19 protein-coding genes and 1 pseudogene are annotated in these 19,315 nt (G+C 39.9%); 3 read left to right on the forward strand and 17 right to left on the reverse strand.

Annotated features, from left to right (window positions below; genetic code table 11):
- Window positions 1–95: pseudogene (locus QSE00_RS25380) on the forward strand (IS982 family transposase); the annotation flags it as partial.
- A gap of 215 nt (window positions 96–310) precedes the next feature.
- On the opposite strand, the gene QSE00_RS16340 reads toward QSE00_RS25380, so the two are convergent.
- Both QSE00_RS16340 and hflX read right to left on the reverse strand, forming a co-directional pair.
- The gene (locus tag QSE00_RS16340) at window positions 311–739 is read right to left on the reverse strand and encodes a hypothetical protein (RefSeq protein ID WP_286106778.1); all 429 of its coding nucleotides are present in this window, start codon (window positions 737–739) and stop codon (window positions 311–313) included.
- Window positions 740–1,537: 798 nt separating this feature from the next.
- Window positions 1,538–2,749: a GTPase HflX gene (hflX, locus tag QSE00_RS16345; RefSeq protein WP_110356162.1), complete on the reverse strand. Its 1,212-nt coding sequence runs from the start codon at window positions 2,747–2,749 to the stop codon at window positions 1,538–1,540.
- Between the two features lie 77 nt (window positions 2,750–2,826).
- Between hflX and QSE00_RS16350 the strand changes: the two genes are divergently transcribed.
- Together QSE00_RS16350 and QSE00_RS16355 are read left to right on the forward strand one after the other, a co-directional pair.
- On the forward strand, window positions 2,827–3,801 hold the full coding sequence (locus QSE00_RS16350; RefSeq protein WP_286106779.1) for an endonuclease/exonuclease/phosphatase family protein: 975 nt from the start codon (window positions 2,827–2,829) through the stop codon (window positions 3,799–3,801).
- Window positions 3,802–3,951: 150 nt separating this feature from the next.
- The gene (locus tag QSE00_RS16355) at window positions 3,952–6,156 is read left to right on the forward strand and encodes a S8 family serine peptidase (RefSeq protein WP_286106780.1); all 2,205 of its coding nucleotides are present in this window, start codon (window positions 3,952–3,954) and stop codon (window positions 6,154–6,156) included.
- Window positions 6,157–6,181: 25 nt separating this feature from the next.
- Here QSE00_RS16355 and QSE00_RS16360 read toward each other — a convergent pair whose 3' ends face one another.
- The 15 genes from QSE00_RS16360 to hemA form a co-directional block, all read right to left on the reverse strand.
- Window positions 6,182–6,895 carry a 3'-5' exonuclease gene (locus QSE00_RS16360; protein WP_286106781.1) on the reverse strand — a complete coding sequence of 238 codons (714 nt, stop codon included), beginning with the start codon at window positions 6,893–6,895 and terminating at the stop codon, window positions 6,182–6,184.
- 307 nt (window positions 6,896–7,202) lie between these two features.
- A complete protein-coding gene (locus tag QSE00_RS16365; protein ID WP_286106782.1) occupies window positions 7,203–7,676 on the reverse strand; it encodes a methylated-DNA--[protein]-cysteine S-methyltransferase in 474 nt (157 codons plus the stop codon).
- On the reverse strand, window positions 7,676–8,797 hold the full coding sequence (locus tag QSE00_RS16370) for a CNNM domain-containing protein (RefSeq protein WP_286106783.1): 1,122 nt from the start codon (window positions 8,795–8,797) through the stop codon (window positions 7,676–7,678). The genes QSE00_RS16365 and QSE00_RS16370 overlap by 1 nt, the downstream gene beginning before the upstream one ends.
- A gap of 48 nt (window positions 8,798–8,845) precedes the next feature.
- Window positions 8,846–10,165, reverse strand: coding sequence for a serine hydrolase domain-containing protein (locus tag QSE00_RS16375; RefSeq protein WP_286106784.1), 1,320 nt, complete (start codon window positions 10,163–10,165; stop codon window positions 8,846–8,848).
- Window positions 10,166–10,175: 10 nt separating this feature from the next.
- A complete protein-coding gene (locus tag QSE00_RS16380) occupies window positions 10,176–10,688 on the reverse strand; it encodes a DinB family protein (RefSeq protein WP_110356156.1) in 513 nt (170 codons plus the stop codon).
- Window positions 10,689–10,758: 70 nt separating this feature from the next.
- On the reverse strand, window positions 10,759–11,733 hold the full coding sequence (gene hemB / locus QSE00_RS16385) for a porphobilinogen synthase (RefSeq protein ID WP_110356155.1): 975 nt from the start codon (window positions 11,731–11,733) through the stop codon (window positions 10,759–10,761).
- 76 nt (window positions 11,734–11,809) lie between these two features.
- Window positions 11,810–12,196: a YchJ family protein gene (locus tag QSE00_RS16390; RefSeq protein ID WP_110356154.1), complete on the reverse strand. Its 387-nt coding sequence runs from the start codon at window positions 12,194–12,196 to the stop codon at window positions 11,810–11,812.
- 53 nt (window positions 12,197–12,249) lie between these two features.
- On the reverse strand, window positions 12,250–12,417 hold the full coding sequence (locus tag QSE00_RS16395; RefSeq protein WP_286106785.1) for a hypothetical protein: 168 nt from the start codon (window positions 12,415–12,417) through the stop codon (window positions 12,250–12,252).
- Window positions 12,418–12,436: 19 nt separating this feature from the next.
- Window positions 12,437–13,339 (reverse strand): oxygen-dependent coproporphyrinogen oxidase, encoded by a 903-nt coding sequence (gene hemF, locus QSE00_RS16400; RefSeq protein ID WP_286106786.1) that lies wholly within the window; start codon window positions 13,337–13,339, stop codon window positions 12,437–12,439.
- A gap of 169 nt (window positions 13,340–13,508) precedes the next feature.
- The gene (locus tag QSE00_RS16405) at window positions 13,509–14,078 is read right to left on the reverse strand and encodes a transposase (RefSeq protein ID WP_110356152.1); all 570 of its coding nucleotides are present in this window, start codon (window positions 14,076–14,078) and stop codon (window positions 13,509–13,511) included.
- Between the two features lie 224 nt (window positions 14,079–14,302).
- The gene (locus QSE00_RS16410; RefSeq protein ID WP_110356151.1) at window positions 14,303–15,052 is read right to left on the reverse strand and encodes an EI24 domain-containing protein; all 750 of its coding nucleotides are present in this window, start codon (window positions 15,050–15,052) and stop codon (window positions 14,303–14,305) included.
- A 183-nt stretch (window positions 15,053–15,235) separates the two neighbouring features.
- Complete coding sequence (gene hemE / locus QSE00_RS16415) at window positions 15,236–16,267, reverse strand: uroporphyrinogen decarboxylase (RefSeq protein WP_110356150.1); 1,032 nt, start codon at window positions 16,265–16,267, stop codon at window positions 15,236–15,238.
- 83 nt (window positions 16,268–16,350) lie between these two features.
- Window positions 16,351–17,028: a uroporphyrinogen-III synthase gene (locus tag QSE00_RS16420; RefSeq protein WP_286106787.1), complete on the reverse strand. Its 678-nt coding sequence runs from the start codon at window positions 17,026–17,028 to the stop codon at window positions 16,351–16,353.
- Between the two features lie 33 nt (window positions 17,029–17,061).
- A complete protein-coding gene (gene hemC / locus QSE00_RS16425; RefSeq protein WP_286106788.1) occupies window positions 17,062–17,973 on the reverse strand; it encodes a hydroxymethylbilane synthase in 912 nt (303 codons plus the stop codon).
- A complete protein-coding gene (gene hemA / locus QSE00_RS16430) occupies window positions 17,970–19,226 on the reverse strand; it encodes a glutamyl-tRNA reductase (protein ID WP_110356147.1) in 1,257 nt (418 codons plus the stop codon). The genes hemC and hemA overlap by 4 nt, the downstream gene beginning before the upstream one ends.
- Between the last annotated feature and the right edge of the window lie 89 nt (window positions 19,227–19,315).

The following is a 19,315-nucleotide window of genomic DNA, read 5'->3' on the forward strand; positions in this document are numbered from 1 at the left end:
ACTTCATCACAAATATGGTTTCCGGACTCATTGCATATGCCTTTTACCCAACAAAACCAAACATCAATATAGACAACCTTCAAAGAATTGGATAGTCCTTATATCGAACTCACGTTAAATTATAGTTCCCTTTTATTTGAACTATGTAATACTTATCAGCGAAAAAACCTCCTTAAAATGTTGATTCATATGCATTTAAAAGAAGTTAAAAAATGTAGACTATTAAATCAATTGATTGTTGGTTGTTCCTGTCTTTCTACCGCATATTTTCAACTATTTATGTAATTCTAAAAACCAAAGATATCAGGGTTTAGTCGTCTACACCAAAAGCCGATTCGCAATCTGTTTCATCGATCTGTCTTTTAAGATCACTTCTAAGTTTTACCACTTTCGCTCTATGTTCCTGGTTCAGTTTACTGTTGCGTTCAGGGCAATAATCATCTAAAAGATAAATTACATTGTTTAAATCATTACGGTATGCTTCAGCAGCTTCAAGATTTGCTTTACATTTTTCATAAGACTGCATATTGCCCTCCGAATCAGGAGTTAACATTTGAGTATTGTATTCATCTCTTAGATTTCTCATATATTGAGGAATCGTCTGGAGGTCTTGAAATACGCAGGTTTCCCCAGTATTCTCTGCTATTCTGTCCTCAATCTCTTCCCCTAAATGCTCACATGAGCACATTAAACAAAAAACGCTGAGTGCCAGTATAACTAAAAAACTCTTTGCTCTCATATACTTATTTTTATTATTTACACTTTGACATAGGATAGTATTTAGAGGAGATAAGGTTTCTGCATAATTGGGAAATCAGAAACTTGTTCTCTTATTCTTCAGATAGTGTTTTAAATTATTACAAAAGCTAAAACACCTTCCTTCTAGGTATGAAACAAAACTATAAAAGTAAAAAGGAGATGGGTATTACATATGTAACAATTGGTGCAATAGATGTAACACTTGGCTATTCAGAGGATCGGAGATACCCTTAGGCAAGTTTTAAGGATTCGCTTAGCTGGGTACAATGGTTGCTAACGAATAAATTTGGTAGTGCCTATTTCTGTAGTGGACATTACAGGAGTAGATAAATGCATGTAAAAAATGCCCTTCGAGAGAAGGGCATTTTTTTTAGTTAAGTAGGCATTTCTAGTAAAATTTGGCTAATTAAAGCTCTTACTTTAAGGTTAAGTGCCGATTTGGGGAAAAAGCACTTCGAATTAAGTTTTGTATTCAATTTGGGGTTAAACACTATCACTTAAATACAATGTAAAGATATAAGGAATAGGTAGTTATGTTTAATTTTTGTTGTGAACGCGCTCTAGAATGTTGTGAAAAAAATCAACGGTATCCTTTCTTCGATGAACGGCAATAGGTTTATACCCCATTGGTTTCATTATAAGTGATGATAATGCCTTACAAGGATTTTTTATCCGCTATTTAATGTCCCTGAACATTGTCCTCCAAGTCCGTAATCAGAGGGATACCCTCACGTATTTAAGATGGGAATCGGCAATTAACCCCTTGTATGGCATTAATTCAATATTCATCCAAATGTTCTGGATATAGAAAGTTGTTGTACGGAAATCGGGTGATGTGTATGTCCCGGACCTCGTCATAGACACGTTTTCTGAATTCTTCGAGGTTTTCTTTGTTCAGGGCCGAAATGAAAAGGGCCCTGTCGCCAACACGGCGCATCCAAGTATTCTTCCACTCTTCAATAGAGAAGTGTTTGTTCGTTTTTTCGGTGATCAGGTCATCATCGTCTATGGTCTGGTGTTCGTATTGATCTATTTTGTTAAAGACCATGATGGTTTTTTTATCCGAACTTTTTATTTCAGCAAGAATTTGGTTTACCGAATCTATATGCTCTTCAAAATTTGGATGGGATATATCAACTACATGTAGTAATAGATCTGCTTCGCGCACCTCATCCAAAGTACTTTTAAAACTTTCGACCAATTGTGTGGGCAGTTTTCTAATGAATCCTACCGTATCACTCAATAAAAAGGGAAGGTTACCTATCACTACTTTTCTAACCGTAGTATCCAAGGTGGCAAAAAGTTTGTTTTCGGCAAAGACATCACTCTTGCTAATAACGTTCATCAGGGTGGATTTGCCCACATTGGTATACCCTACCAAGGCTACACGCACCAATGCTCCACGATTGCCCCGTTGGGTTTCCATCTGCTTATCTACCTTCAACAATTTTTTCTTTAGAAGGGAAATTCGGTCACGAACAATACGCCTATCGGTCTCGATCTCCGTTTCACCAGGTCCACGCATCCCAATACCCCCTTTTTGTCGCTCCAAGTGGGTCCATAATCCGGTTAGTCTTGGGAGTAAATATTCATATTGGGCCAGTTCTACTTGGGTACGGGCATAGCTGGTCTGTGCTCTTTGGGCAAAAATATCCAGGATAAGACTGGTACGGTCAAGGATCTTACATTTCAGTTGCCTTTCTATATTCCGCTGCTGTCCTGGTGTAAGTTCGTCATCAAAAATAACGGATCCAATGTCGTTGCTTTTAACATAGGCCTCCACTTCCAACATTTTACCACTTCCAATATAGGTTTTGGGGTTGGGCAAGTCTATTCGTTGGACAAAGCGTTTACAAACCTCCCCACCGGCAGTGTAGGTAAGGAATTCCAGTTCATCCAAATATTCGTTTACCTTTTCCTCATTCTGGTCCTTGTTCATTACCCCTATGAGTACTGCTTTTTCATATTCTATTGTCTTCTTCTCTAGCATATATCAGTTTAAAGTACAAATCTAATCAATACTTGCCAAGGGTTTTTCGTAATTTAGCAATCGATTAAAAATTTTGGATGAAATTTTCATTTTTTAAGAAAAAATCGATCAATACCCTCCACACTGTGGCATTCTACAATCTAGAAAACCTATTTGATGCCAAAAATGACTTTAAAACCCTGGATGATGATTTTACGCCCAATGGATCTAAAAAGTGGACCCCAAAGCGCTATCGGAATAAGTTGTCAAGACTGGCCAAAACCATTGGCGAAATTGGACGCGAATCTACAGGGTTTCCTCCGGTCTTGGTTGGTGTTGCCGAGGTTGAAAACGGGAAGGTAGTACAGGATTTGTTGTCCACAGATCCTTTAAATAATTACAATTATCATTATGTTCACTATGATTCCCCGGACGAAAGGGGAATAGATAATGCCTTGCTATATAATAAGGATAATTTTGAAGTATTAAACTCCGAAGCTATTCCTTTGATAATACATAATGATAATGGCCAACGCGATACAACAAGGGATATTTTGTATGTAAACGGGGTTTTAAATGGTGAAGAGGTTCATATTTTTGTAAACCATTGGCCTTCGAGAAGGAGTGGGGAGGTAGAAACCGATTATAAGCGTATTGCTGCAGCCAAGACTATTATTGATTTTATGGAGGATTTGGAGCTACGCATTGAAAATCCCAATTATATTGTAATGGGCGATTTTAATGACGGTCCTTCATCTGCCAGTCTCCAGACCCTGATGAGTAGGACTAGCTTGCATAATCCTATGGAGAAATTAAAATCTCCTGACAGGGGAAGTGCCAACTATAGAAGGTCTTGGAGTCTTTTCGATCAAATTATAGTGTCCCATAACTTTTTCAATTACGAAAAAGGCACCCATAGTTTTTGCGAAGCCAATATTTTTGATGAGACCTTTTTAACCGAGTTCAAAGGGAAGTATAAGGGCAATCCACGTAGAACCTATGTTGGAAGGAGATATATGGGTGGATTCAGTGATCATTTTCCAGTTTACGTACAGTTTATGTACAATATTTAAATTATTCTTTCCTTCAAGAGAAGCGTTCATGTCGTTTTTTTGACTGTTCACAACAAAACCATGCGTTTCATCGAATAAAAAGGTGCGTTAATCGATAATATTTGCTTGTTGTGGTATATTTGTAGTCCAAATCTTACTATAAACTTAATCATGGCTTACGCAAACCCTACTTTGTTAAAGATTGGCAAGTATTTACTTCCACTAGCCTTTTGCCTTGCTACCTATAACTCGTTTGCACAAACCGAGAAACAGATCCATGTTATTAAGGATAAATACCGCAGCTCAAAGTTGGGCGTGTTTACCAATGACCTTAAAAGGAATTTTGACAAGGAGAACAATAGCTTATTGCAGGCCGCGAAGACAAATGGTTGGAAATTGACCGAAAGATTGGCAGATGGAAATTTTAGTGAGCTTACTTCTATAGGCGATGATGGAACCCCTCTTTATTATAGCACCTTCAGTACAGAATTAAATACCGCTACCAGGGCCAACGCCTTACATGATAATGGGTTATTGGATTTGGGTATTAACGGAGAGAATATGTTGGTAGGGGTATGGGACGCAGGAGCCGTTTTAGCAAACCACAAAGAATTTGGGAATAGGGTACAGATTTTGGATCAGAGTGATATTGTGGATTCGCACGCCACAAGGGTCACTGGAATTTTGGTTGCAGAAGGACTGGATAAAAAATCAAAAGGAGTGGCATATAAGGCTAAGGCTGTTTCCAATGACTGGAGAAGGGATAAAATTGAAGCTGCCGAGATGGCCGCCAATGGCTTACTATTGTCCAACCACTCCTACGGAATTATGTCTAACCGAGTGCCAGATTGGTATTTCGGGTCTTATATTCAAGTTTCAAGGGATTGGGATAAAATAATGTACAATGCTCCCTATTATTTAATGGTGACCGCTGCAGGGAATTCCCAAAAAAGTAAAGATAACGAGGCTCCTATTTTTGGTTCGGCTTCCAATGGTTTTGATTTGATGTTGGGATTTGCAACCTCGAAAAATGGCGTCACGGTTGCTGCGGCAGATATTGAAACCAATGATCAAGGGCAATTGGTAAGAGCTTCAGTGGCCTCCTATTCCAGTTTTGGTCCTGTTGATGATGGTCGTATTAAGCCAGACATTGCGGCCTATGGAACGAATATTTACACTACTGGTATTGCGAACGACACTAGGTATGAGACTGCTAATGGAACATCTGTGGCTACACCGGGAGTAACAGGATCTATGTTGTTGATCCAGGAATATCACGAACAAATGGAAGGTAGTTTTATGAAGGCTGCCACGCTAAAAGGATTGGTACTACATACTGCAGACGATGTTGATGCTCCGGGTCCCGACTATAAAATGGGTTGGGGAGTTATTAATACAAAATCGGCTGTAGAGGTAATAACAAATAAGGGGTTTTCTACCATGATTTCGGAAGAAACCCTTTTGGAAGGTGAAACAAAGACCTATACGGTAATGGCCAATGGACTAGAACCGTTATCTGCTTCAATTTCTTGGACAGACCCTGCTACAGGAGCGGTAAATTCCGGAACTTTAAACGATATGTCCGCAGCCTTGGTGAACGATTTGGATATTCGGATAATTAAGGACGGCAAGACATTTTTACCATGGAAACTGAATGCAACCAAGGCAGATGCTCCAGCCGCTAGCGGAGACAATAGAGTGGATCCCTTTGAAAGAATAGATATTCAGAATGCCAAAGGGGAATATACCATAACAATTACCCATAAAAATACCCTTAGCCTAGGGCCTCAGAATTTTTCCCTTATTGTTACGGGGATTGCCCTTACCGATTGTGTACTAGTTACCCCGGAAGATATTGAACTTACCACCTCCGATGATACCGGGGTAAGGTTGGATTGGACTGCAAACACAGATGCACTTTTCCAAATTGAATATAAAAAGAAAAGTAGTAACGAATGGAATGTGGAAACAACCTTCGATAACTTTATTAGCCTAAATAATCTAGTAGAGGGAATGGAATATAGCCTTCGGGTAAAGACATTTTGTTCCGCAAATATAAGTTCCGAATATAGTGAAGAATACGAATTTACCTTTAAGGGAAGCGAAACCGAACTTATGGATTATATGGAATATGAAACCTTGACTTTGGAAGTACAGTTTTCCATTTTCCCCAATCCCGTGCAGACCTCAATGACTATTAATGGAGATGTCTCGGAGGATGCCATGTACAAGATTGTTTCTCTTAACGGCATCGTTGTAAAATCCGGTAAGGCGGAGCATAGGCAGATTTATATTGCCGACCTTACCACTGGCTTGTACGTGCTAACCCTTGCAGACCTAGAAGGATCAAAATCCATTAAGTTCTACAAGTCTTAATCTAAAAGCATCAATAGCCAAGACCCTATATTCTTTTAATTTCACTTTCATCCAATAGTTCATCGTTCCGCAAACGTAAAAACACCTGCGCTGTAGTGATCACATCCAATTCACAGTATTTTACGATGCGATCCAAATCCTTCTCCTCATAGTAAACGGCTTTTACCATACTGCCGTCTATATCTTCTTTAGGAGAGGGAATGCCAAGAATATTGGCCATAAGCTTAAGTGAAGTGTAATGCTTGTAGTCTCCAAACTTCCATAGTTCCATAGTGTCCAAATGAGCTATTTCCCATGGCTTTTTACCAAAAAGGTCCAACTTGTTGGGCAAATCAACCTTATTGATGATCATACGTCTAGCGATATAGGGAAAATCGAATTCCTTGCCATTGTGCCCGCACAGTAGGTGATGGGGACGATTGAAATGAGTATCCAACAAATTCTTAAAATCTTTGAGAATCTTTGGCTCCTCCCCATAAAATGAGGTAACCCTAAACTTCCGATTGTCCCCTTTGTAATTAAAGTATCCAACCGAAATTGTAACTATCTTTCCGAACTCTGCCCAAATTCCAGCCCGGTCATAGTATTCTTCAGCTGTATATTCGTCTTTTCGTTGGTAGAGCGACTTATGTTCCCAAAGTTCTTTTTTGGTGTCGTCCAGCTTATTAAAATTCTCTTCTTCCGGAACCGTTTCAATGTCCAAAAAGAGTATGTGTTCCAAGTTAATTTTATGTAGCATTCAAAGTTTATTATTACCTAAATGGCTCGATTATAATTTTGATAAAACAAGGTGAATTATAAATATACAAACAAATTTAAAACTGTTGTTTTGGGCATTTTCCCTATTGTTTAGATTCAATTTAGGGTATATTGGGCGGGAAGCACAAGAAGGTATTAACCGACCATACGGTTGGTACACAACTATGAGTTACCGTTACATATTTGGGATATTTCCATAAAGAACACAGAAATACCGATGTAAGTCTACCAAGGTATACAAATAGGGCCCTAAAGGATGATGTACCGACCGAAGGGTCTGTAAAAAATTAAAACAGAGTTTGTTGCTTTACGGGACTCTCGTGTTCCAAAAGCCATTTTTTACGATGCAATCCACCGGCATATCCCGTTAAGGAACCATCGCTGCCAATGACCCGGTGACAGGGCACAACTATCCATAAAGGATTTTGGCCATTGGCCGAAGCTACGGCCCTTATGGCTTTAACATCGCCCAACGTTTTGGACAGCTCCAGATAGGAAACAGTTTTGCCATAAGGAATTTGTTGTAGGGACTGCCAAACCTTTTTTTGAAAATCTGTTCCTTCGGGGTTGAGTGTTAAGCTAAACTCCTTTCTTGTACCTTCAAAATATTCCCGAAGCTGGTATACCGCATCCTCGAGCAATTCAGGAACAATATCCGATAGTTTTTCTTCACTATCGAATACAGTGATGGAAGTTAATCCGTTTTCATCACCTTCAATTTTTGCTATACCCAAAGGCGTGTTTATATATACGGCCTCCATTATTCCTTATTTCTGTTTCCTTGAATAATTCCGAGACGTTTGGCCCTTTCGTTCCAATTTTTTCGGGCGAGGTGTTGTAGGTTTTCCACACTATCGCTTTCGTCCATTATTTCGAGGCCCAATAAGGTCTCTAAAATGTCTTCCATAGTTACTACCCCACTAACTGAACCGTATTCATCCACAACAAGGGCTATATGCTCCCTTTTGGAAATAAAGGTTTCAAATAACTCAGGAATAGGAGTTTGTCGGTTACTTACCAATATCTCCCTTTTAATACTGGACAGTGGTGCACTGCCATTTTTTTTAATTATTTCTTCCAAAATCATGTCCTTTAAAACGAACCCAGTAATATTATCCATTTTTTTACTGTATACGGGAATTCGTGAAAATGGCATTTTGGGGTTGGCATTATAAAATTCCTTAATGGTGGTGGATTCCGAGGCAATTTTTACCACGGCCCTTGGAGTCATGATGTCCTTTACCTTGATTTCGTCAAAGTTCAGGAGGTTTCTGATAATGGTGGATTCCGATTCTTGAAATACCCCTTCCTCATGGGCAATATCGGTCATGGCGCTAAAATCTTCCCTGCTAAATACACTGCCATGCACACCTTTTTTACCGACCAGTCTTGTGAAAAGTTGCAATAGCCAAAGAATTCCTGTCCAACGAAGGGCCCACACCATTATTTTTAGGGAAGTTGTGGCCGCGTGCGCCAATTGTTTCCAATAGGTGGCACCAATTGTCTTGGGAATTATTTCGGAGGCTACCAAGATCAAAATGGTCATGATGGTAGAAACCAATCCCACCATGGCGGCTTCGGTAAATTCCATTCCTAAAATGGATTTTTCGGTATTTCCGTAAAGTTCGGAGTAAGCTACTTTTGCCTGCACCCCTACTAAAATTGCCCCTACTGTATGGGCTATGGTATTTAAGGTGAGAATGGCTATAAGAGGCTTGTCCACATCCTTTTTAAGGATTTCCAGATCCTGTGCATAAGATTTGTCCTCTTTTATCTTTAGGTTGATAAAAGTTTGGGGAACACTCAGAAGCACTGCTTCTAAAATGGAGCATAGAAAGGATACGAGGATGGAAATAAGTGCAAAAAATATTAATAACCCCATATAAATGTATAAAACACTAAGGTACTAATAAATTCAGAAATTCTTAACTCAATCCATCATAGCGTCGTAAAATACTTGCTGTACCGCGGAGCGGATATTGTATTTGTATATATTGCCATGTGTTCTACTGGGATATACACGGTTGGACAGAAATATGTATACCAATTGGGCTTTCGGATCGGCCCAAACAAATGTTCCTGTAAACCCACTGTGTCCAAAACTGTCAGCACTGGCGCTTGGGGCCGGATAGGAATCGGCTAAGGTAAGTTCATGATTGTTCAAATCGGGTTTATCGAATATTAGCCCCCTTCTATTGTCATTTTCGGGATATTGTACTTTGGTAAATTCCTTCACCGTGGCCTCGGACAAATACCGCTTACCTCCATAAGTACCATAATTCATGTACATCTGCATCATTTTTGCCAAATCCGTTGCCGAGGCGAACAGCCCTGCGTTTCCTGATACCCCGCCCATTAAAGCTGCGTTTTCGTCATGGACCCAATCTTTGGTCAGTTGATGTCTGAACAAGGTGTCGATTTCCGTAGGGACTATTTTGTTTTGGTAATTTTTTGTTTTGGGATTGAACCCCAAAGTAGTGGCCCCCGAAGGAGCATAAAAGTTTTGGGTTACATAGGCTTCATAATCCGTATTGGTAAGTCGTGAAATGATTTCGGGATAGAGTAAAAAAGTAAGCCCGGAATACTTGTACTTTTTTATTCCCGACACCTTAGAGCGATTGATGTGGCGATATATTTTGTTTTTAAACCTATCCTTGATATAGATATTGTCATAGGCTCTAGTGTTGAATTTACGACCAGGCTCGTGTCTTACAAAACGATTTTTTACCGAACCATTCCTTTTCATCACCTCTTGAAGGAAAATTATATAGGGAACCAAACCCGCCTGATGGGCAAAAACTTCCCTTATCGTCAGCGATTTTTTATCCTTTCTTTTGCTCCATTTAGGCCATAGGGTACTGAAGGGCGCATCCAAATCCAGTTTTCCCTCGTCATGTAATTTCATCAAGGCTGGTAGTGGCCCCATTATTTTGGTTACTGATGCCAAATCGTAGATATCCGTTAGACCTACAGGCTGTAAACTGTCATAGGTGTGAAACCCATAGGCTTTATGAAAAATGATTTTGTTGTTCTTGGCCACCAATACCTGTGCACCTGGGAAGGCTTCCTCCTTAATGGCAAAGGTCATTATTGAATCTACTTTGGAGTGGATAAACAATGAATCCATTCCGACAGCCGACGGATGATCATAGCGAAGTGTCTCCAGATTAGTTGTTTGTGCCGCTAGGAGATGTATATTTATAAATATACTTAACAGTATAATAATGGCACCATAATTACTTCTTTTCATAACAGATGAATTACCAACCCACATATTTTGGGGGTTCAATATTATTGAGATTTAAATATACAATTAATTGACCCCGGTGATGGGTTACATGGTCCTGTAAAAGATTCAATATTTGTAATCTGGATTTTTTACCGGCAAAAAATTCAACTTTTTCCGAAAGCGTTGAAGAAGGGGTGTTTTTTAGAATAGTACCAACCCGATCAAAACTGTCTATTAACGATTTTATAATTTCTTCCTTTGTTGGTGTGGAGTTTATATCTGTTTTATTGTCAAGTTTTTGTCCGCCGAAATAGGTGCTGCATAACCAATCCATATTGCCTTTTATATGCAGTAACTGATCTTTAAAAACCTTTTGTCTTTCAGTAGGCTTAAAATTATATTTCTCTGCAGGCATGGCTTCTGCTATATCCACTAGATAAGTTTTGGAATTTTCCCATTTTTCCAAAAAAGTGGGAATAACAAGGTCTTGGGATTGTAGGGGGACCACAAAAAGAATAATAAGTACAAAAAGCAAATCTTTCATATGCTAATAATGTAAGTTTAGTGCTAAATAACTTTTGGCAAGGCCTAGGATGAAAGGTGGTACACCTTATTTATCCCAATACGCGGACTACATCCTTGGCAAAGTAACTGGCAATGATATTGGCACCGGCCCTTTTTATGGCGGTCAACTGCTCCATCATAACGGCATCGTGATCCAACCAACCCTTTTCGGCTGCAGCCTTAACCATAGCATATTCCCCTGATACCTGGTATACTGCCACGGGAACATCCACCTCATTTTTAATTTCCCTTACTATATCCAAATAGCAAAGACCAGGTTTTACCATTACGATATCCGCACCTTCATCAATATCCATTTCGGTTTCCTTAATGGCCTCAAACCTATTGGCGTAATCCATTTGGTAGGTTTTTTTATCTCCAAAGCCTGGAGCCGAATCCAACGCATCCCTAAAGGGACCGTAAAATGCACTGGCATATTTGGCACTATAGCTCATAATTCCAGTATCTATAAACCCTTCATCTTCCAAGGCCTCCCGAATGCTCAATATTCTGCCGTCCATCATATCACTGGGCGCAACGAAATCGGCCCCGGCTTGGGCATGGCTCACGCTCATATTGGCCAAAACCTCCACAGTATCGTCATTAACGATCTGTCCGTTTTCCACTATACCATCATGTCCATAGGAGGAATAGGGATCCAATGCAACATCGGTCATAACCAACATCTCCGGACAAGCATTTTTAACCGTTTTAATGGCCCTTTGCATTAACCCCTTGGGGTTTACGGCTTCCTTGCCTTTATTGTCCTTTAAATGGTCTGGCACTTTCACAAAGAGAAGTACCGATTTAAGTCCCATGGCCCAAAGTTCTTTTACTTCTTTTTCCAATAAGTCCAGGCTGTATCTGTAGTAATTGGGCATGGATGCAATTTCTTCCTTGACCCCATTTCCTTCCACAACAAAAAGGGGTACTAAAAAATCATTTGGAGCGATAATAGTTTCACGGACCAAGGACCTTATGGCCTCATTGGTACGGAGTCTTCTGTTTCTTTTAAGTGGATACATTGTTATGTTAATTTTAAAATTCAAAGATAGGGGAACATGTCCTAAATTGTATTAAATGGACGGGTTAATCCTTTTATTATTTCGCTAGACCTAAATACATCCATAGGCCGTTTTCCTTTACAAAGTCCGACTTTTCATATATCACTTCCACTTTGCCGTTTTCAAAAAAATATGCGTTAAAGGTAACGGTGCCCTTTTGGTCGTATATCCCTCCTTTTTCCTTATCCAAAATCTCCAATCTGATCCAGCTTACGGATTTTGCCCAAGCTTCAATAGATTTCTTTTCTTTAATGGGTCTGCTGGAGGAGTGGTGACTATCCATTAAATAGTTGCCATTGCCCAAAACAAAGGCCGAATAGCGGGAACGCATTAATTGTTCCGCTGTCCTAACGGCTCTGAGGTCTTTATGCGCCAATTCACAGCAATTGACATAGGATTTATGGGTTCCACAGGGACAATTCATGGCATTTATTATAATGGTTTTTTAGTGATTATGGTTCTACTGCCTTTTAAAGACTAATTCGTATCCTCTATATTCCCCTTTTCCCGATGTTGTGTTATAATCGCTTTAAGTCGCTCTTTACGGGTTTCCTTTTCTTTTTTAAGTTTGTTTTTCTTTCTATTGAGGAGTTTGCTGTGTTTTGCCTTGTTGGCGGTATTTTTTTCCTTACCTTTTTTACTCATAATCCTATGTTTAGGTTTACTATACCCATTCCTTGGGTTTGGCAAGAACATTCAACAAACGTTCTTCCTCAGTTCCCTTTATTGGGTGATGGTCATATACCCATTGTACATGGGGAGGTAGGCTCATTAATATGCTTTCTATTCGGCCATTGGTCTTTAAGCCGAAGAGTGTACCCTTGTCATGTACCAGGTTAAATTCTACATAACGGCCACGTCGGATTTCCTGCCAATTCCGCTGTTCTTTGGTATAGGGCAAGTCCTTTCTTTTCTCAACGATTGGCACATAGGCCTCCAGGAAGCTATTGCCCACTTCGGTTTCAAAATTGTACCAATCTTCCATGGACATCGCATTATTTGCCTTACAGTAATCGTAAAACAGTCCCCCAACACCCCGAGCCTCGTTCCGGTGCGTATTCCAGAAATAATTGTCGCACTTTACTTTGTACGTATTGTAGAATTCCGGATTATGTTTGTCACAGGCATTTTTGCAAATTGTATGAAAGTGTTTGGCATCTTCGTCAAATAGATAATACGGTGTTAAATCTTGTCCCCCCCCAAACCATTGGTCCACCAATTTACCGTGTTTATCATACATTTCAAAATAGCGCCAATTGGCATGTACTGTAGGAACCATGGGATTCTTTGGGTGAATGACAAGACTTAGTCCGCAGGCAAAAAAATCGGCGTCCTTTACTCCAAAATAGTCTTGCATGCTTTGTGGCAAGGCGCCGTGAACGGCAGAGATGTTTACACCGCCCTTTTCAAAAACAGCGCCGTTTTCTATGACCCTTGATCGTCCACCGCCCCCTTCAGGTCGTTCCCAAATGTCTTCCCTAAACTTGGCCAAACCGTCTACGGCTTCCAATTTGGAAGTAATCGTATCCTGTAGTTGTTGAATGTAAGCGTAAAATTTATCTTTCATACCTTTTGTTTTCTTGTTTTCGATGTAGACCTTCAAGGTTTACCAATCCTACAAGGTCTCCCCGACCTTGTAGGCTTTGTTCCATTACCTGGAACAATCATTTTTTTCAGTTTTAGACCTACAAGGTTTTTGAAACCTTGTAGGTCTTGTAGTGGCTCAACCATGCAGGTCATTGACCCCAGTTCAATTTGTCTAGACCTAAGCTTCTTTTTTGTTCATGCAAATATTCAAAATTCCCTAGATCATCAAAAAGATTTATTACCTCTTCTTTTGCTATTGAAACTAAATCGGTACTGTTCTGAATGGAAATAGTGGTCTGATAAGACGAATATTTGTATGATTTATAATCTTCGGTGATTCCATGTAATTCTGGATTAGTATTGATATAGATAATCAAGTTCCTTAAATATTTGGTATCTTGAATTCTAATTCTTTTAAAATGCTTTTCAAAAAGACTACCCGTTCTATTGTGCATTTTATTGAAAGCTTTGGCATATGCGTTGAAAAGATTGGAAAATGATTGAGTTACTTTTTGTTCTTCTTGAATGACCTGAACCGCCATATGGTAATGGTTGCCCATTAAACAATATGCAAGAATGGAAACCTTGTTTGTTAAATACTTATTGATCAGTTTTAAGAAGTAGCATTTGTTTTCATCAGATTTAAATATATGCCCAGCGTTTATTCCTCGGTTGTATATGTGATAATAACAACCCTGTTCAAGTTTTTCTAGTTTCATTTTTGTTGCTTTATAGAATTTAAACCTTGCAAGTCTTGTCACCTTTGCCATATTTCAGGTCTTGGTTAGCGCTCAGTTGTTTGCCTAACCTGCAAGGTCTCCCCGACCTTGTTGGCTTTGTTCCATTGCCTGGAACAATCATTTTTTCATTTTCGGTTTATAGACCTACAAGGTTTTTGAAACCTTGCAGGTCTTGTCAGCGGCTCAACCTTGCAGGTCCTATGCTATCCAATTTCTTTTTCTGCTTTCAATATATCTACCGTCTTTATGGTCGCAGCGGTTACCGACAATGGCAATACTAGAATTACACCAATTACGGGAATAAACAGAAAGAACATAAATACAATTCCGTTACCTATGGCAATGCCTTTGTTATTTCGTACAAAGTTTACACTTTCGGCATATTTAAAATGTCGTTCCAGGGTATAGTCCATATTACCAAAACCCGCATAATAGGCCTGTACTAGAAATATGAGAAGGGTTGAAACCAATCCTATAATCGGGATTAGCCCGATTAATAAAATAGGGAGGGTCAACAAGATTTCCATTATCAGGTTTCTTAGGTTGATTCGGATACCGCGCCAAAGTTGTTCCCCGAAGGTGGTATCTCTATGGGTTTTTATAGTGTTTCCCAATAAATGGGCCTCTATTTTTTCTGAAACTGGGCTCATAAAAGGCGCAGAAAGTGCCATGACAATATGCTTGTATAAAATAAATCCAAACACAATAATTAAAAGGCCTCCAAAAATTTCGCTGATCAGAATCACCGTTTGCCTTCCCCAGTCCCAAATCCACCATTGCGAAAGAAATCCACCTATATTATCGGATAGCCCAAAAGCGGAGGTGAAAATAATAATGGCTACGACTATGCTGATCAATATTGGAATCCAAAAATAGCGCCAAAGTCCCAATTGGGAAATAATTTTAAAGGTGCCAAAATAGGCTTTAATACCGTTCAGTATATGTTTGGTCATACTTGTGGTTTTGCGTAAGCGATTGCAGTGACATCCTTTTATTTTTATGGAAGACAAACTGTCTTGGGTGTAATTCTGTTATTTTAAGCGATGCCCCAAAGTAATACTTCCATAAAAATAAAAGATATAACGGAAAGCGCGACCCTTTTTTCCCTGAAAAGAGGAAGAAAGGGATACGCCCTTTTAATTATATCGGTACTCCTTTACCGCCTCTATAAAGGCCTTGGCGTTGTCCAAGGGAACATTGGGCAGGATACCGTGACCAAGGTTGACCACGTATTTATCCTTGCCAAATTCATTGATCATTTGGGTTACCATTTTTTTGATTACGGCAGGAGGGGAAAGCAATCTTGCCGGATCAAAATTACCTTGTAGGGTGATATTGCCTCCTGAAAGGTAACGTGCATTCCGTGCGGAACAGGTCCAGTCCACTCCAAGGGCAGCTGCTCCAGATTTGGCCATATCGCCCAAGGCGAACCAGCATCCTTTTCCAAAAACGATTACGGGAGCCTCGTCCTTAAGGGCATCTATAATCTGTTGTATATATTGGAACGAAAATTCCTGGTAGTCCACAGGGGACAACATTCCCCCCCATGAGTCGAACACCTGTACGGCATCTACACCGGCCTTGACTTTTGCCTTTAGATAGGCAATGGTAGTATCGGTAATTTTTTGTAGTAGCTGATGGGCCGCCACTGGATTGGTAAAACAGAATTCTTTGGCCTTATCGAAGGTTTTGCTGCCCTGGCCTTGTACCACATAACACAAAATGGTCCAAGGTGAGCCGGCAAAGCCGATCAAGGGGATATCATTGTTCAAAAGTTCCTTGGTGGCTTTTATGGCCTGCATTACATAATCCAATTCCACGTTCACATCAGGGACAATAACTTCGTCCACGCCTTTTTGGTCCGTTACCGGATTGGGCAAATACGGCCCAAAATTGGGTTTCATTTGTACTTCTATGTTCATCGCCTGTGGAATTACCAAAATATCGCTGAACAAAATTGCGGCATCCATACCGTAGCGACGTATGGGCTGTACAGTAATTTCACTGGCCAATTCCGGTGTACGGCAACGGGTAAAAAAGTCGTATTTGTCGCGGATTGCCATAAATTCCGGTAGATATCTTCCTGCCTGGCGCATCATCCAAACTGGTGGGCGCTCTACAGTTTCACCTTTTAATGCTCTTAAGAATAAATCGTTTTTAATGCTCATAATATAGCTGCAATTATTGCCTATTCAATTTAGTGTATTCCCCTGCAATTCATTATGCGGGGGATGTCTATCATAGGCCATATTTAGTTTATTTTTCTCTTACTGTACCCTATTACCTTTTCCAGGACATGTTCTACCGTTGGTTTTTCGGCAACGATAATTTTTTTAACGTATTTTTTGGCTTCAGCGGCCGTGGTGGTACCAATACAAAAGGCAACAAAGTTCCTAAAATTATTTTTGGTCATAAAGCTTTGGATACCACTGGGGCTAAAAAATAGAATCCCGTCAAAATCGGGGTCAAAGGTAAGTTGATTTGGGGTATTTTGATACAGGGTCTGTTCCTTAAATGCTACTTTGTGTTTTGTGAGATAGGAGGGAATTTCATTGCGACGCTTATCGCCACACAAAAACAGAAAAGTTTTATTTGAGTGCTTATCGGCCAAAATTTTGGCCAATTCTGCTCCATAATCAGTCATTTCCATCACATTTATACCGTTTTTCTCTAAAATCGACCTTGTTTTTTCACCCACACAAAAGGCGGAATAGGAATTGTTTTTGAGATACTGGGGATTTATGGTCTTTAGAAAGGCCTTTACGGTATTTTGGCTGGTAAATATGATATTTTTAAAATTTGGATCTATCTCCGGACTTAGGTATTCAATATGGATAGCATTGTACTCTACTACTTGAATATAGGCATTGGTCAGCATTGCCTTTTGGGAGGCTGTCAGGATTTTTGTAGAAAGAACGGTCATGCTCATGTTACTGTGATTTGTAATTTCCAAACCGGGGGGTTATGACAATTCCTTTTTTATTCCTACCATCAATTCCTTGCCGCCATTGTCCAAAATTTCTTGGGCACACAATTTGCCAAAGTGGGAATGGTCATGGGCGGAAATAGATTTCTTTACCCTTAATTTTTGTTTGCCATCCAAGGAAAGTAGTACCCCTTCAAAATGGAGGCTATCCTCTTCTATACTGGCCAAAGCTCCTATAGGTGCCGTACAGCCCCCTTCCAAAACTTGTAGAAACTGCCTTTCCACATGGGTACATATATCCGTTGCCGAGTCGTTCAGCTTGCGTACTGCTGTTGTTGAGAAGGTGTCATTTTCCATACTAACAACTACCATGGCCCCCTGGGCCGGTGCAGGAACCATCCAATCCAAATCTATATGATTGTGGGGCAGTACTTCTATGCGCTCCAAACCAGCCTTTGCGAAAATAGCCCCGTTCCACGGATTGTCCTGAAGTTTTTGAAGTCGGGTATTTACGTTTCCCCGTATATCTACAACCTTGTGTGAGGGGTATTTATGTAGCCATTGCGCCTGTCTTCGTAAGCTTCCAGTAGCTATAGTGCCGTTGGATTCCAAAAAATCCAAGTCTTTGTAGACCAAGATATCTTGGGTATTTGCTCTTGGGAGTACCGCGCTCTGTACAATTCCCTTGGGAAGTCGGGTAGGAACATCTTTCATGGAGTGCACGGCAATGTCCACGGAACCATTGATCATGGCGATATCCAAGGTTTTGGTAAATATTCCCGTAATCCCAAGTTCGTACAATGGCTTGTTCAAAAGGAGATCCCCGGTAGATTTTACGGAAATGATTTCCGTATTAAAGCCTAGGGCTTCCAATTGGTCCTGTACGGTATGGGCCTGCCAGAGTGCTAACTGGCTATCACGGGTGCCAATGCGTATTGTTTTACTCATTTAGACTCCAATTCAAGTTGAAAAACGCGTTGAATAAGCTCTAAACTGGTGTCTGAATCTATTTCGGTGTCCTTAAGGTGATTGGCAAATTGCTTGGTGATTTTCTGTATGATGCGTTCCGAGATAATATCGGCTTGTACTGAATTGAAATCGGAAATCTTTTTGCTTTGGAAATCCAATTCCTCATCCTTCATGGTCTTTAATTTTTTCTTTAAAGCCTTGATGACTGGCGCAAACTTTCGAGTTTCCAACCATTTTATAAATTCGTCCTTTACTTCTTCAATAATTGCCTCGGCCTGAGGTATCGATTCTTTTCTTTTCTCCAAGGTATCATCTGTCATTTGCGAAAGATGATCTAAATGTATTACGGTTACATTCTCCAATTCCGTTACATTGTCCGATACATTTTTTGGAATGGATAGGTCCAAGATCAATAGAGGCTTCTTGGTGTAGATCAATTCTTTTGAAATGGTGGGCGATTGTGCCCCCGTGGCTACTATTAGCACATCGGTGTTTCGGATCTCGGTCTGCAGGTCCCCGTAGTTTTTTACTATCAAATTAAATTTCCCGGCTATACGCTCTGCCTTGTCTTTGGTGCGGTTAATAAGGGTGATATGTGAATTTTTGGTATGCTTAATCAAATTTTCACAAGTATTTCTGCCTATTTTGCCGGTTCCGAACAACAGAATGTTCTTTTCCGATATGTTGGGGATGGTATTTATAATGTATTGTACCGAGGCAAAGGCAACCGAGGTGGCACCCGAAGAAATATTGGTTTCGTTCTTTATTCTTTTACTGGCTTGGATTACGGAATTGCACAAGCGTTCCAAAAATGGGTTGGCAATATGCTGCTTTTTTGAACGATTGAAACTTTGTCTTAATTGACTAATAATTTCAAAATCTCCTAAAATTTGGCTGTCCAAGCCTGTGCCCATCCTGAAAAGATGGTTTATGGCGTCGTTATTTTTGTACACATAGGCTACTTCTTGGAATTCCTCCACGGTGCCATGCGTATTGTCGCACAATAATTTTATCAATTGATAAGGATGTTGTGCAAACCCATGTAATTCGGTACGGTTACAGGTAGAGGTTACCAAGAGACCATCCAGGCCAATTATTTTGGCTTGCTCCAGTATGCGATTTATGGCATTCTCATCCAAACTAAATTTACCACGTACTTCGGCATCCGCCTTTTTGTAGTTAAGACCAATGGAGTATAATGAATTATGTTTGGAAATATGGTAATCTTTCATAGGTACTCTTGAGAGCGCCACAAAAATAAGTGCATCAAACTTATAAAAGTAACGCTGGAGGAACAATTAATATCGTTTGTGGTTTTTTA

It is taken from the genome of Arenibacter flavimaris (genome assembly GCF_030291335.1).
Lineage (GTDB): Bacteria > Bacteroidota > Bacteroidia > Flavobacteriales > Flavobacteriaceae > Arenibacter.

Excerpts from the sequence above, each read along its gene's own strand:
- QSE00_RS16340 (WP_286106778.1), bottom strand. The coding sequence starts at position 739 with ATGAGAGCAAAGAGTTTTTTAGTTATACTGGCACTCAGCGTTTTTTGT.
- QSE00_RS16410 (WP_110356151.1), bottom strand. The coding sequence starts at position 15,052 with ATGACCAAACATATACTGAACGGTATTAAAGCCTATTTTGGCACCTTT.
- QSE00_RS16360 (WP_286106781.1), bottom strand. The coding sequence starts at position 6,895 with ATGCTACATAAAATTAACTTGGAACACATACTCTTTTTGGACATTGAA.
- QSE00_RS16350 (WP_286106779.1), top strand. The coding sequence starts at position 2,827 with ATGAAATTTTCATTTTTTAAGAAAAAATCGATCAATACCCTCCACACT.
- hemC (WP_286106788.1), bottom strand. The coding sequence starts at position 17,973 with ATGAGTAAAACAATACGCATTGGCACCCGTGATAGCCAGTTAGCACTC.
- QSE00_RS16365 (WP_286106782.1), bottom strand. The coding sequence starts at position 7,676 with ATGGAGGCCGTATATATAAACACGCCTTTGGGTATAGCAAAAATTGAA.
- hemE (WP_110356150.1), bottom strand. The coding sequence starts at position 16,267 with ATGAGCATTAAAAACGATTTATTCTTAAGAGCATTAAAAGGTGAAACT.
- QSE00_RS16390 (WP_110356154.1), bottom strand. The coding sequence starts at position 12,196 with ATGAATTGTCCCTGTGGAACCCATAAATCCTATGTCAATTGCTGTGAA.
- QSE00_RS16405 (WP_110356152.1), bottom strand. The coding sequence starts at position 14,078 with ATGAAACTAGAAAAACTTGAACAGGGTTGTTATTATCACATATACAAC.
- hemF (WP_286106786.1), bottom strand. The coding sequence starts at position 13,339 with ATGAAAGATAAATTTTACGCTTACATTCAACAACTACAGGATACGATT.
- hemA (WP_110356147.1), bottom strand. The coding sequence starts at position 19,226 with ATGAAAGATTACCATATTTCCAAACATAATTCATTATACTCCATTGGT.
- QSE00_RS16355 (WP_286106780.1), top strand. The coding sequence starts at position 3,952 with ATGGCTTACGCAAACCCTACTTTGTTAAAGATTGGCAAGTATTTACTT.
- QSE00_RS16380 (WP_110356156.1), bottom strand. The coding sequence starts at position 10,688 with ATGAAAGATTTGCTTTTTGTACTTATTATTCTTTTTGTGGTCCCCCTA.
- QSE00_RS16370 (WP_286106783.1), bottom strand. The coding sequence starts at position 8,797 with ATGGGGTTATTAATATTTTTTGCACTTATTTCCATCCTCGTATCCTTT.
- hemB (WP_110356155.1), bottom strand. The coding sequence starts at position 11,733 with ATGTATCCACTTAAAAGAAACAGAAGACTCCGTACCAATGAGGCCATA.
- QSE00_RS16395 (WP_286106785.1), bottom strand. The coding sequence starts at position 12,417 with ATGAGTAAAAAAGGTAAGGAAAAAAATACCGCCAACAAGGCAAAACAC.
- QSE00_RS16420 (WP_286106787.1), bottom strand. The coding sequence starts at position 17,028 with ATGAGCATGACCGTTCTTTCTACAAAAATCCTGACAGCCTCCCAAAAG.
- hflX (WP_110356162.1), bottom strand. The coding sequence starts at position 2,749 with ATGCTAGAGAAGAAGACAATAGAATATGAAAAAGCAGTACTCATAGGG.
- QSE00_RS16375 (WP_286106784.1), bottom strand. The coding sequence starts at position 10,165 with ATGAAAAGAAGTAATTATGGTGCCATTATTATACTGTTAAGTATATTT.